The 13,372-nt window shown below is 44.4% G+C and carries 10 protein-coding genes; 4 read left to right on the forward strand and 6 right to left on the reverse strand.

Annotated elements, in window-relative coordinates; all coding sequences use genetic code 11:
• Positions 1 to 204: 204 nt before the first annotated feature.
• The 3 genes from QUA97_RS26920 to QUA97_RS26930 all read right to left on the reverse strand — a co-directional run bounded on the left by QUA97_RS26920 (position 205) and on the right by QUA97_RS26930 (position 6,280).
• A complete protein-coding gene (locus QUA97_RS26920) occupies positions 205 to 924 on the reverse strand; it encodes a PHP domain-containing protein (RefSeq protein ID WP_194070940.1) in 720 nt (239 codons plus the stop codon).
• Between the two features lie 809 nt (positions 925 to 1,733).
• A complete protein-coding gene (locus QUA97_RS26925) occupies positions 1,734 to 4,127 on the reverse strand; it encodes a bifunctional serine/threonine-protein kinase/ABC transporter substrate-binding protein (RefSeq protein ID WP_333197301.1) in 2,394 nt (797 codons plus the stop codon).
• Positions 4,128 to 5,044: 917 nt separating this feature from the next.
• Positions 5,045 to 6,280 carry a HetZ-related protein gene (locus QUA97_RS26930; protein ID WP_194070938.1) on the reverse strand — a complete coding sequence of 412 codons (1,236 nt, stop codon included), beginning with the start codon at positions 6,278 to 6,280 and terminating at the stop codon, positions 5,045 to 5,047.
• A 134-nt stretch (positions 6,281 to 6,414) separates the two neighbouring features.
• On the opposite strand from QUA97_RS26930, the gene QUA97_RS26935 reads away from it, so the two are divergent.
• Positions 6,415 to 6,540, forward strand: a complete 126-nt coding sequence (locus QUA97_RS26935; protein WP_333197304.1) for a hypothetical protein — start codon at positions 6,415 to 6,417, stop codon at positions 6,538 to 6,540.
• Between the two features lie 275 nt (positions 6,541 to 6,815).
• Here the strand turns inward: QUA97_RS26935 and dtd are convergent, their stop codons facing one another.
• The 3 genes from dtd to QUA97_RS26950 all read right to left on the reverse strand — a co-directional run bounded on the left by dtd (position 6,816) and on the right by QUA97_RS26950 (position 9,429).
• On the reverse strand, positions 6,816 to 7,280 hold the full coding sequence (gene dtd / locus QUA97_RS26940) for a D-aminoacyl-tRNA deacylase (RefSeq protein ID WP_194070937.1): 465 nt from the start codon (positions 7,278 to 7,280) through the stop codon (positions 6,816 to 6,818).
• Between the two features lie 253 nt (positions 7,281 to 7,533).
• A complete protein-coding gene (locus QUA97_RS26945) occupies positions 7,534 to 8,661 on the reverse strand; it encodes a CobW family GTP-binding protein (RefSeq protein ID WP_333197309.1) in 1,128 nt (375 codons plus the stop codon).
• A gap of 366 nt (positions 8,662 to 9,027) precedes the next feature.
• The gene (locus QUA97_RS26950) at positions 9,028 to 9,429 is read right to left on the reverse strand and encodes a fasciclin domain-containing protein (RefSeq protein WP_194070943.1); all 402 of its coding nucleotides are present in this window, start codon (positions 9,427 to 9,429) and stop codon (positions 9,028 to 9,030) included.
• Between the two features lie 234 nt (positions 9,430 to 9,663).
• On the opposite strand from QUA97_RS26950, the gene QUA97_RS26955 reads away from it, so the two are divergent.
• The 3 genes from QUA97_RS26955 to QUA97_RS26965 all read left to right on the forward strand — a co-directional run bounded on the left by QUA97_RS26955 (position 9,664) and on the right by QUA97_RS26965 (position 13,279).
• The gene (locus QUA97_RS26955; RefSeq protein WP_255515931.1) at positions 9,664 to 9,795 is read left to right on the forward strand and encodes a hypothetical protein; all 132 of its coding nucleotides are present in this window, start codon (positions 9,664 to 9,666) and stop codon (positions 9,793 to 9,795) included.
• A gap of 256 nt (positions 9,796 to 10,051) precedes the next feature.
• Positions 10,052 to 11,092 (forward strand): aldo/keto reductase, encoded by a 1,041-nt coding sequence (locus QUA97_RS26960; protein WP_333197311.1) that lies wholly within the window; start codon positions 10,052 to 10,054, stop codon positions 11,090 to 11,092.
• A gap of 879 nt (positions 11,093 to 11,971) precedes the next feature.
• Positions 11,972 to 13,279 (forward strand): glycosyltransferase family 1 protein, encoded by a 1,308-nt coding sequence (locus tag QUA97_RS26965; protein WP_333197313.1) that lies wholly within the window; start codon positions 11,972 to 11,974, stop codon positions 13,277 to 13,279.
• Positions 13,280 to 13,372: the final 93 nt, after the last annotated feature.

A 13,372-nucleotide genomic window follows, 5' to 3' on the forward strand; every position in this document is an offset into this window, starting at 1 on the left:
TCGCTTCTCTGCTTTATTGCGTAAGCGTTGCTTGCCGAAGGCATCGCATCCTTCTTTAAAAACTCTCCGGAGTATTGCAATAAGGGATCGTGGATTAAATAACTTCCGTAGGTTGGGTTGAAGCATGAACCCAACCTACAAAAAATGCAAGTTATTTAATTGTCATTCCTAACTAATAACCAATAACTAATTCCCGAACTATTATTAGATTCGGACTAGAAGACTGAGGCCGTGAGAGTCGGTGCCGCAAGTTCCCAACAAACCGTAAGTTTCTGCTAAATCTTTGACTAAAGCAGTTTGTTTGGGACTCGGTTTCCAAGGACAGGGATTGCCGTAAGCATAGTAAGTTTCTACGCCGTCAATGCCGAAACGGGCTGCTTCTGGGATGAGTTTATCGGCGGTCGATCGATACCGGCAAGGATGTGCTAGAACTGCTAAACCTCCAGCTTCCTGAATCGCTTCAATTACCCTGGCTGCGGAATAACAAGCGTGGCCTTCAGTACCTTTACCTCGCAAGTAAGGTGTGAGACTGGGATGTTCTGGATCGAAGGCGTAAGCGAGAATGTGTACGTCGTTGTTGAGCAATTCAGCATTAATTTCAGCCCCTGTCCAAAGAGTCGGTGCAGCGCTAATTTTGTCGGGATGCTTTAATTTCCAATTATCCAGCCATATTTGAGCTTGAGCGTAGCCTTGGGTGCTGTGGTGGTCAGTAATAGCTAAGCCTTTGAGGCCGACGGCTATTGCTTGTTCCATCACTTTCTCTGACTGCGATCGCCCGTCGGAGTTAACCGTGTGGAGGTGGAAGTTGTAGGAACCCGGACAGCTATCGGCATTTATTGTCTGCAAGACTTGTTTGAGGGCCGAGATATTCTGGGCTTCTGGTTTGAGACTATAAGCGGTGGCGGGAGCGAGATTGACAGTCATAAGCGTTATTATAAAAAAGACTAGCTTTGTTTAATATATCTAATTTATTGAAAATTTGCGGGCTTAAAAATTTGTGCTTGGCTAAGGGGGCTTGACCTTGATGGCTGAGAACTTTTGTGCGAAAAGCACGAATAAATTAGGGTAAAGCTGAAATAAATTAGTAGCCCTAGGGTGCATCGCGATGGAAAATTCATCAATAAAAATCGAGTGTTTCTAGTGAACGATGCACCTGTACCATCGCCAGTTTAATAAACAACTTTTTATTTGACCATTCCCCAACTATTCTATTAGAGTAACATTATTCCGAGGATGCGTCTAACAAAGAAAATGACGCAGCATAAAGAACAACAATATGAGAGATTCGCATCCAGCGAAAATCGCTTAGCAAACAAGTATTTGTCGAGTAGAACAGAGAACTATTTGCACTTTGTATAAGCAAATCTTAGGTAAAACAACTACGATAAAAATGCGAACTTTATGGTAGATACCAAGAGCGATCGCTCTCTCGCTATCTGGTTTTCTTAGGCTCGTTTAATCAACTTTAAAAAGGCTATATATAAGGTGCAGATATGTAAAATTGTAGATTCAAATTTGGCTAAAATAATGGCAACATACCCTAGGAATACTAATAATAAAATGTCTGGTAGATTGACCGATGGCAGATGGGTTTGTAGCGCAGACTAAAGTCCGCACTATGAACGAACCATTTTTGTTATAATAATCGACCAGAAATGATCTGACTAATGACAGATGACTATCCTTCGACTTGGCGAGCGGGCAAGATGACTAATGACTTCTTGTCTATCAATTCAATCGCACTTTAAACCTGCCGCTGCGGCTGTGGGAAATTCGATCGGTACAAAGGTAAGACCAAATTGTTTTTTAGCACAGGGTACAATATGCGCCAATGCTTTAGGAGAGTTTTTCCGATTTCCAGTCTTCGAGTCAAATTCAATTATACCCGTAGCTCCCTCGGCTTTAAAGTTAGGATCGGCCATAGTTTTTTGCATTCCTTCGCGGCTGGGTTCCGGCTGCATTTCTATAGCTTTAATCAGCGTTTTTGCCGCATCGTAGGTTAAGGCAGAGCGAGTATTTACCGGGCCTCTCCACAATTTTTGTGCGTTTACCGGAAATTTTTTATCAAAACTGATTAACGGATGCCAAAATACAGATACGCCGAGTTTTTTAACAGACTTTAGTTGTGTTGCTAGTTTTAGCGTTCTCTCCTCGTACAGCGTCCAAGGCCCGACAATCCAATTGCGATCGCCGTTAGCTTTAATCATCTCGATCGCATTTTCCAGCGAATTAGTGACTTGACCGTCGGGAACTACAAGTAAGGCGGTTTTGGGAAATTTTTCAACTTCTGCGATCGCAGCTTTGGCGTTAAAATTATCTTTAGATAAATCGTAATAATTACTGCTTCTAAAAGTCGTTCCTCCTCGGGATTCAAATTGCTTTTTAAATTCTTCCCACAAAGAAGCGCTGAAGGGACTGTTGGGATTGTAAAAAGCGGCCACTCGTTTTTGCCCTACTTTCAATAGTTGATTTACCAAAGCTTCAGCTTCGATGCTAGTTGTCGGAGCCGTCCGAAAGAAATATTTTCGGGGTTTTCGGGTCAGTTCTTCTGTGGTGCTTCCCGGAGAAATTGCGACGAGTTTATTTCGATTGTAAATATCTACTGTTTCTACGGTCATGTCGCTGGTGTAGTGTCCGATGACTGCTAGAATATCTGGCTGAGCGACGAGGTAATTTGCTCTTTGCTTTGCGTAGGATTTGATATTGCCGTCATCAGCAATGGTAACTTTGAGACCTTTTCCTTTAATCGCTTTTGGTTCGAGAAAGCCTTGACCGGGAAAGTCTTTATTGCTATCCTTGGCAGGGAGGATACCTAAATTAACTTCGGTTTGAGCTTGAGCGATACCTCGCAGCAGTTCTTCTGCTAAGTTGGCGTTCTGAATGCTGCCGTCTAGATTTCTGCGGATGGGGACAACGATCGCGATCGTGTAATATTCTGCATTGATTGCTTCGAGCAGAGCATTGTTGATGTAAATTAAAGTTTCGGGGTCTCTGCGGTCATCTCGCCAGGACTGTTTGAGCAATTTTAAAGCTTCGGGATAATTTGAGTCGGCAAATTCATTAATTCCCCTTTGTTTTGACCAAAGGGCGGAGGTTTGGACTAGGAGTTTTTCGCCAGAACTTACACCATCTGCTGGAAGCGTTTGTCGCAGCAAAATTTTGGGGATGAAAAGTACGATCGCCAATCCGATCGCAATTCCAGCAAAGCCTAACAGCGGCCAGGGAAAGCGCGATCGCTTTTGAGGAGCAATTTTGCGTACAGGCGGCGGTGCGATCGCATCCAAGTCTTCTAAAACCTCAGTAACAGATTGGTAGCGTTCAATAAAATGGAAACGCACCATCTTACTAACAATATTTTTTAGACTGTCGCTAACTTGTAAAATCTGTTTATTGTGCGTCGAGTAATCCCAGACAATTTCACAAGTTTGGGGGTCTTGCGGGAGATTCGTAGGAAGCTTGCCGGTGAGGGCTTGAATCACAATGATTCCTAGGGCGTAAATATCGTTATAAGGTTGCGGGACAGACCTCGGATTGTATTGTTCCGCCGGCATATAACCAATTGTACCGATCGCCTGCGATGTTAATATTTCACCCGTAGAGTTAGCCGTAAAGGTGCTGATTTCTTTAACAGCCCCAAAATCTATCAAAACAATTTTACCATCCTTGGAGCGCCGAATTAAGTTAGCCGGTGTAAGATCGCGGTGAATAACATTTGCTTGGTGTACAAAATTTAAAATTTCTAGAATTTCTCGTAAAAAGGCGATCGTCTGTGATTCCGTCCACTGCTGACCTGCTGGCAAAAATTCCTGACTTAGGGGTGTTCCTTCAATATATTCTTGAACGAGATAAAAATATTTTTTTTCTTCAAAGCGATCGAACAATTTGGGAATGCGCGAGTGATTTCCGAGAGCCTGCAAAGCCCTAACTTCCCTTTGAAATCGCTCCCGGCATTTTTCCAATACCCGGATCTCGTCGCCTTCAGGAAAAGGAATTTCCTTAATCGCGCAGGGAGGCTTTTCGGATTTTTCTATATCTTGAGCCTTGTAGGTTCTAGCAAATCCTCCCTGTCCTAATTGAGCCATAATTCTGTAGCGTTCAGCCAGTATATCTCCGGGATTGAGACACATAAATTTTATAGTTCCTCTTGGGCTTCGACCGTTGATGTTGATTATAATACAAAATCTGGGTTCACTACTTCATGGATGGGATTTAGCGGTTGCAACTTATCTCAAATATAAAAAATAATCCTAGATAGTGGATAGTCCCCTAAATCGCCTTTGACAAGGGAGACTTAAAATCAAGTGTTGTCCCCCCTTTTTTGAAAGCTTGTCATTACCCACATCTCCTAAAAGCCCTCGCGTGACGCGCGATACCGCCAGGGGATTTATTCCCTGACTAATAGCTTAAATCGGTTAAAAATGACTAATTTCTTGGTTTTTTTAGTGATTTTATAAGTGAAGGCGAACTCACTTCCCCTAGGTTGGAACAAAAGGAGGACTATTAGGTAAATGAAAAGTTTAAAAAGTGGGAAATTACAAGCTTTTGAATAGGTAATAGAAAGCAATAATTCGTGGAATTTCTGCCATTTGTAGCAAACATTTAGATAATTGATATCGTGTCCAATAAATTGACCGTTGTCGAATTGGTTCGCAAATTGGAGCGTATGCAAGTCCGCACTAACCTTGCTGATTGCGGTCAATCGACAGGATATGATATCAAATGCGGTAGCATTGGAATGATGTTGACTGTTGACTGTTAACTGTTGATTTACTATTCCGATGTTAACGGATTTGATATTGTTTTTAATAACGAGAATCTTCCCGATTCCTAATAAAAAAATCCCAGGTTATTCCTGGGAATCATAAATATTAAGAAAAATTAGTGCTTTTTTAATATATTTAATTAGCTCAAAAGCTGTCATAATCCAGCATTCCCAGTTGGAGAGTTGAGAGCGGAAAGCGGGGCGGGCGTTCCCGTGCAGATGCCGCACCCGATCGCATTTTCCAGTCTCCAGAAAACAGTTGCATTCATTTTGCATCACCCGTTAAGCTTGGTTGCTGTTGCGAGTCTGGCTTGCCAGCTCCAACAGTTGTGCCCAGCGTTTTTGGACTTGTTTGGGAGTGCAGTTGAGTGCTGTGGCGATCGCCTTGTCGCTTTCTTGATTCTGCTTCATTTCCAACAATTCCAGCATTTGGGGAGACAGCCCTGCGCGAAATGCTTCCCATTTGTCGGAAGTCATTCCCAGCTTTTGATCCACATCAGCACCCAGCCATTCGTGTACGAGTTTCCAGTTTTGAGTGCGGGCAAATTTTTCGACGTGGTACTTAAACCGTTGTTGCAAGTAGTCGCGCTGGCGGGAAGACAAACCGAGAACGCGATCGATTTCCGAAGCCGAAAGGTCTTGCAATTTCAACATTAAGTAGTTCACGCATTCGGGCTGATTTTGAGCTTCCAGATAAGCGATCAATTCAGCGACTACTCGATCGCGCAGCACAGCATCAGCCGGATCGACAGTTTCCGAAACCATTTGTTCGCGCACTTGTTGCAGCGCCGGAGAGCGGCTGTACATTTCGGCATCTTCTCCCTTGCCAGACTCTACAGCCATTTCAATGTCGATCGCAGTTTCGGGAGGCTGGCCCTTGGCAAATCCTTGAGCGCGAAGCACGATCAGGCGCTGGCGGTTGCGGCCGGGCAAACCGATTTGGCGCTTGGCGTAGTGTTCGGTAAAAGCCATGTACTCAGCCAATTCAATTTGCGTGCGGGGAGTGTAGTTGAGATCGAGTTGGTGTTCGCGGCGGAAAGCTCGCAAAGCTTCGATGTAAAAGCCTTGCAAAAAGTCTTCAATCATGTTGTAACGAGCTTGGAAGTTCAAGTTCGAGCGGAAAGATGCAACATGGCGGTAAATCATCGATGCGAGGTGAGAGTGCAGTTCGACGCGGCCGCTTTTGGAACCGAGGCGGTAGAATTGCAGAGTTTTTTGCAAGCGGTGTTCGGCCAAGGTGATTTGCCAAGCTTCAACTTCGCCGGAAACTTGGATGCGATCGCTTTTTTGGCAAATCCGTTCAACTTCCTTAGCAATCCGCATCGCCACTGCTTGAGCGCTGCGGCTGGGACTTTTCATGGAGGCTTGCAATTCTTTCAGGGCGAATTCAGCCAAAGCCAGAACATCGATGCTGGGAGCAGTATTGATTTCGGCGGTTTGTGCGCCTGCTGCAGGAATGAAGTTGAGGCCAGAAGCGGTGTTGCAGTTGACGGCGTTGGTGGCAGTTTTGACAGTCATGGCGTTTATCTCGTGGTAGCGCACAGCGTGCGAGGACATTTGTCAGAGAGCGAGGCGGCAGTTGCTGGCGGTTTCGCTTGCTGTGCTGATTCAACTCTCTATACATTGAATATAGGGAAATAGAGATAATCGCAGTGATGCCACTGTTCCACTCTCTCATGCAACAGTTTTTGGCTGCTGAATCTGATTCTAAGCGCTGGCTGTGGGAGATTGGTTTTTTCGCCCTTAAAGCCTTGCTGTACAAGCACTCTGAGCTGTAATTCAGGTAGGGCGATCGCGACAAAGATGGACGGTGTTCTGGGGCCTCTGAGTGGACAATTTACCAACTGGCCTTTTGAGGGGGTTTTCGGCGTTGGAGATTGTGGAATCGAGAGTCGGCAGAGTGTAGCGAACTTCACTATCTTCAAAACCTACGTCACAGAAGCTAGGAAACCCGGTGAATTTAGAAATTTGGTTGAAAAAGGCGCAAGGGATTTTTGGGAACGAACCGCGAAGACGCAAAGGACACGAAGGAAGAGAAGTACAGAGAGGCCTGTCAAACTATTGACGCCGATTCTCTCTCTAATACCAAAGTCACAGGCCCGTCATTCTCTATTAAGACTTGCATCTGAGTTCCAAACACGCCTGTTTCGATTTTTAAGCCACTCTGACGCAACTTTTCGACAAATTTATCATAAAAAATTTCGGCTCGTTCAGGAGCTGCCGATCGGTCAAAGGAAGGTCGCCGACCTTTGCGACAGTCCCCGTACAGCGTAAACTGACTGACTACCAGCAACTCGCCGCCGATGTCTTGTACGGACTTGTCCCAGCGGCCGCCCTCGCTGGCTGAGTCGGGAAACAAACGCAGTTCCAGGCATTTGCGAGCCATCCAGTCGAGTTCTGCTTCCGTGTCGGTGTCTGCAATAGCTACAAGCAAGTTCAGTCCGCGGCCTATTTTACCGACAATTTTACCGTTAACTTCGACTTGAGATGATTTGACTCGCTGGATGATGACTCGCATTTGAGATTAGAAATATTTAAAGCAAAAACTCAAAATCAAAAAGTAAACTTCTGTTTTCAACAGTCTTGGACGGATCAATACTAAAGAAACCGGGTTTTTTACCGGCATTAAAAGCATTGATGCCGTTTTTTGGTTCAAAACCCGGTTTCTCGCCACCCGTGCGTAAGTGTTTTTTTCCTAAGTATCAGAGAGGCAGAGCCTCGCTTACATCGGTTCCCAGGCTCTTGGCCGGGGAACCAGTAATATTTTACTGTTAGTTTTTCCCAAAACCTTTGCCACGATTGGGTGCAGGCATACAGAGACAGTTTTCGATTTGCGATCGCAAAGTCTCGGTATCCAAACCCTGACCGATCAAAACAAGCTGGTTTTTGCGATCGTCGCCTTTCCACTCGTCGTCGTCCATCGAAAATCGCTTGCCGCTCAAATGGAAAATATGCCGTTTCGGACTTTCTTCAAACCACATAATCCCCTTCGCGCGAAACACGTTTGTTGGCAGTTGGTTGTCTAAGAAATATTGAAATTTTCTCAGAGAAAACGGCTTTTCGCTCTGGAAAGAAATTGAAGTAAATCCGTCATTTTCTAAATGGTCGGAGTGGTCGTGATGGCTGTGGTCGTGATGTTCGTGGTGGCCGTGGTCGTGGTGGTCGTGGTGGCCGTGGTGGTCGTGGTCGTGATGGCCGTGGTCGTGATGTTCGTGACTGCTAGCTGTTTCCTCAGATTGGAAATATTTGTCAGATTCAAACAACCCGACACTGAGGACTAGCGGTAGGGGAACTTGCGAGTTTACTGTTCGCAAAATTCGAGCACCTTCTTTGACATCGCGAATCTTAACTTCCAACAAATCTAAATCTGCTTCTTCAACCAAATCTGTTTTGTTGAGGATAATTATATCGCCGTAAGCTATTTGACTGTAAGCTGCTTCTGAGTTAAACAAATCTAAGCTATAGTTAGCTGCGTCTACTACTGTCACTATCGAATCTAGACGGGTCAGGTCGCGCAGTTCTGTGCTTAAAAAAGTTAGAGCAACTGGCAGGGGGTCGGCGAGTCCGGTTGTTTCTACTACTAGATAATCGAGGTTTTCTTGACGTTCTAAAACTTTGTAAACTGCATTTACCAAGTCTTCATTAATTGTGCAGCAGATGCAGCCGTTGTTCAGCTCAACCATGTTGTCGTCGGTGGTGACAATCAGTTCGTTGTCGATGCCGATTTCGCCAAATTCATTGACTAAAACTGCAGTTTTCAAACCTTGCTGGTTGGTTAGGATGTGGTTGAGTAGGGTTGTTTTGCCGCTACCTAGAAATCCTGTAATGATGGTAACGGGCAAGCCGTGTTTGGGAGCGTCCATCGCCTGCTCTGTATCGGACTGAGTTGTAGATTGCATAGCTTGAATGTCAAATAATGTCGATCGCACTTTTATTGTGTTTCTTATTGTATCTTATTTAGGACAAGCCCCGATCGACCCGGTTTCTGGGATAATTTTTGGGTGCGGCGGCACAGCACCTAACCCCGAGCTCGCAATCAACTCCAGAGTACAACGGCACTTGTTGGCTTGTCACCTGTTTTCCCGGTAAACCCAGCCGCGAAAAAATTGGGGCAGACTTTCGCCAGTGCGATCGCTCCATTCCCCCTGCTCTACAATACTTTTAATTATTAATCTGCGTAAAATATTTAAACTTCAACTAAAACAGGGCGGTGGCTAAAAATAGCCACCGCCCTCAAGATAATATCGAGTTATCTAAATCTGTGCTTACGCAGGAAGCAACACTGAATCGATAATGTGGATGACACCATTGTCAGCAGCAACATCGGGTGTAGTAACGGTAGAATCATTAATTTTGACGCCATTGGAAGCATCAATTTTAACTTCTGAGCCTTCAACTGTCTTCGCAGATTTCAGTTTGACCACATCAGCGGCCATAACTTTGCCAGAAACGACGTGATAAGTCAAGATTTTTTTGAGCTTAGGGATGTCCTTAAGCAGTGATTCTACAGTACCTGCGGGAAGCTTAGCAAAAGCTTCGTCTGTAGGAGCGAAAACTGTGAAGGGCCCAGCGCCTTTGAGAGTATCTACTAAACCAGCAGCTTTGACGGCAGCAACTAGAGTTGTAAAAGAGCCTGCCGCAACGGCGGTATCAACGATATCAGCCAAGTGAGTCACCTAGGTTTTGTATTCTGTAAATCAATATAACGCTAAAAAGTTAATTTAGCTACTTATTTTTTCTAGATTTCAATCAGATTTACTGATGATAAATATAGCACTTTTTTGATTTAACTATTTTCGCAAAATACCTATCTAAAGGTAGATAATATTTTTAGTAATTTACTGTATTTTTAATTAGCAATGTAATTATAAATACATAGGTAAGAGGCTCGCCCCAGTGCCGTGTTGAAAGTCAAAAGCACTTTTTTTGTGATGGTGCGAACTACCGTAGAGCGCGCAGGTTATATATTTAGCAAGCGGGGACACCACTGGAAAAGCAAAACTAAGATGCTGCCGATCGGCATTTTGACTTAACAAAACATTCAATATCCAGCACAGCCCTAACCCACCCTCAAAGCCAGCCACCGCAGACGGATAGCAACAGTACGGCAAATCCCGATCTAAACTGTTAAAAGCAATTAATTAGCTAGCTAAAAAAGCCGACATGAGATACAAACTACTAGGTAAGTAGAAAGGCGTAAATATTTGTAGTTGGGATGAGGCAGGAGTCAGGAGACAGAATGCAGGAGGGATTGGGGTTTTAGCCTCATTTATCTTTCTTAACACAGTTGTGTTTTTCCCCACCGACTTACTTAACAGCGGACTTCGCGTTTCAGAAATCTGCCTCGGCACCATGACTTTTGGCGAAGAGTGGGGTTCGGGCGGTTCCTACGAAGAAAGCCGCAAAATGTTCGACGCATTTGCAGCAGCAGGCGGCAATTTCATTGATACGGCGAATCTCTACACCAACGGTACAAGCGAAAAATATATCGGCGATTTTATCGCAGCCGATCGCGAAAAATGGGTAGTTGCCACTAAGTACAGCCTCAACATGAAAAATGGCGAAATCAACGGTTTCGGCAACCACCGCAAAAATATGGTGCAAGCAGTAGAAGCAAGTTTGAAGCGACTGCAAATTGAATATATAGATTTGCTGTGGCTGCACGCTTGGGATTTTACCACACCAGTCGAAGAAGTAATGCGCGCCTTTGACGATTTGGTGCGCGCCGGCAAAGTTCTTTATATCGGCATTTCCGATACACCCGCTTGGATTGTTTCTCAAGCAAATACGATCGCCCAAATGCGCGGTTGGACACCATTTATCGGCTTGCAAATCGAGTATTCTTTAAAAGAGCGAACACCAGAACGGGATTTGCTCCCGATGGCAAAAGCCTTAAACATTGGCGTGACAGCTTGGAGTCCCCTAGCAGGCGGCTTGCTAACAGGAAAATACAACACTTCAGAAACCGCCAGCGAAACTAAACGGCTTGATTCACCTGAATCGGGAAAAATTAGCGAACGAAACCTCAATATTGCTCGCGAAGTTAGCTCCATAGCAGCCGAAATTGGGAAACCAGCCTCTCAAGTAGCCCTGAATTGGCTGCGACAACAGTCAGTCAAAGTTATTCCAATTATTGGTTCCCGCAAACTCTCGCAACTGCAGGAAAATCTTGCTTGTTTAGAGTTTCAATTAACTCCCGAACAAATGCAGCAGTTAGACAAAGTAAGTGCAATTGAATTGGGTTTTCCCCACGATTTCTTAAAAAGTTCGATGGTGCAAGATTTTGGATTTGGAGGGGGAATCGCTAAAATAGACAGCCGCCGACTTTAAAGTTGCTGCTATCTTCTAGTCCCGGGTTAACGCGGATATGCGCGAACCCGCCCTCAGAGGAATAATTGAGATTGGTACTGTCTCGCGTGACTTTAACCTCGTACCCCAGCACCAATGTCATCACCATAAAATCCTAGGCTTCTCATCGCTCTTACCTGGTTTCCGCGATATTGTCGATCGGGTATAAGATGTCGATTAAACCCGGCTTCATAAACTGTTATTTATGAATCTATCGCAAGTTATAATTTTTCCTTAATCTTTATATATATAAGGATACAAACGTTACTTAGCAGCGATCGGATAAGTTTAAAAAAGGTGAAGTTTGTCAAATTAAATGGCCACAAAAAGTAGCTCGCAAATTTTCTCTATTATACAAAATAAAAAACTAAAAGTCGATCGGTCTTAATACCGATTTCAAAAAAATATGTAATAGCAGACAAGCTTCAAACCCTTAATTCATCAGCCATTCCCAAATCTTCAATTCTTCCATCTAAAATCTCAAATGGTGTCACCCCCTACCTGCCAGTTAAGTCTTTTTAAAAGGTCGATCGGCATTTTAACGGCTTTTGAACCAAGCATCCAAACAAAGCGCCTCCTGAGAAAGAAGTCATCCTTCAGATAGAAGTAATGGCAGAAAAACTGAGCTAGATTGATCAATAATAGCAAGTCTAACAATATTAACTTATCTCCAAGTTTCACTTCGTAAAAAAGTAGATAAGCGTATCTTTTTTGCGCTCTAGCAGTTGCTCGATCGACTGTGAATGCGAGGCGGGCTACTCAATAAAGATTCTCAGATTGACGCTGACAACTTTCAGTAATACAATGCTGAGAAGGATATTTTAGTTGCCCATTTTAATTAACAAATTCTTGAGGCTAATTATGTCCCCTAAAAACTCAGTAAAGAATAATTATAACTATAAAGGTCGAGGGTGGGAGATTCGATTTACCTCTATAGATCCCGCAAAATCGCCTTCTCAATTCGCTCCATCCAGCGCCTTGCGCGCCAACTTATCAAAAGCTGCTGTTTTAGATGTACCGGATCTAGTTTGTCTGTCTCATTTGCGGTGGAATTCCGTCTATCAACGTCCGCAACATCTTTTAAGTCGCTGCGCCAAAAATCGTCGCGTATTCTTTGTAGAAGAACCGATTTTGATCGCGACAGGAGATTGGCGGCTTGATGTCAGCATCCACGCCAGCGGAGTCTGGGTAATAGCACCGCACCTGAACGAAGAAATTAGCAAAGAAACAGCACAAACTGCTCAGCAAGCCATGCTAGATGATTTCTTTCAAGCAGCAGAAATTAACAACTACATCCTCTGGTATTACACACCAATGGCTGTCTCTTTCACAAACCACTTAAAGCCGCTAGCTGTAGTCTACGACTGCATCGACGAACTGTCAGCATTTCACGGCGTGCACCCCGATTTCAAAGCAAATGAAACTCAACTCTTAAAGCGCGCCAGCATCGTATTTACAGGCGGACACAGCCTCTACGAAGCGAAACAGCACCAGCACGCAAACATTCATCCTTTCCCCAGCAGCATTGAAAAAGAACACTTTACTAACGCCCGGAATCTTTCCGAAACATCGGCGGATCAAGCGGATCAAAAAGACATTCCTCACCCGCGTTTGGGTTTTTTTGGCGTTATAGACGAACGCATGGATATCGAACTGCTCGGCGGGATTGCTGAAGCGAGGCCAGACTGGCATTTAGTGATAATCTGGCCAGTGGTGAAAATCGACCAGGCAACTTTACCAACCAACCCAAATATACACTATCTCGGCGGCAAATCCTATCAAGAACTGCCAGCGTACATTGCAGGATGGGATATAGCAATACTGCCGTTTGCGATTAACGAATCGACTAAATTTATTAGTCCGACTAAAACTTCAGAATACCTGGCGGCCGGCAAACCTGTGATTTCTACTTCGATCCGATCCGTGGTGCAGCCCTACGGAGAAAAAGGTTTGGTTCGGATTGCGAGCAATGTTGCAGAATTTGTTGCTGCTGGGGAAGAAATCATGAGCGAAAGTTTGGCCGATCGCACTAAGTGGCTGAGCGAAGTAGATGCTTTTTTGGCAGACAGTTATTGGGACAATACCTGGGGCGAAATGCTAGGGTTGCTCGAAAGTGCGATCGCAGGCAAAAAGCAGACATCCGAAGGCTGGATAAAAGTTTTAAATTAGGAAAATTAAGGTTTAACAATACTCCGGACAGTTTTTAAGCAGCCAGAGTACCATAAGACAAGACTGAAGGAAGGTTAAGGTGATTTAAAATCA

It is taken from the genome of Microcoleus sp. CZ3-B2, assembly GCF_036705055.1.
Classification (GTDB): domain Bacteria; phylum Cyanobacteriota; class Cyanobacteriia; order Cyanobacteriales; family Microcoleaceae; genus Microcoleus.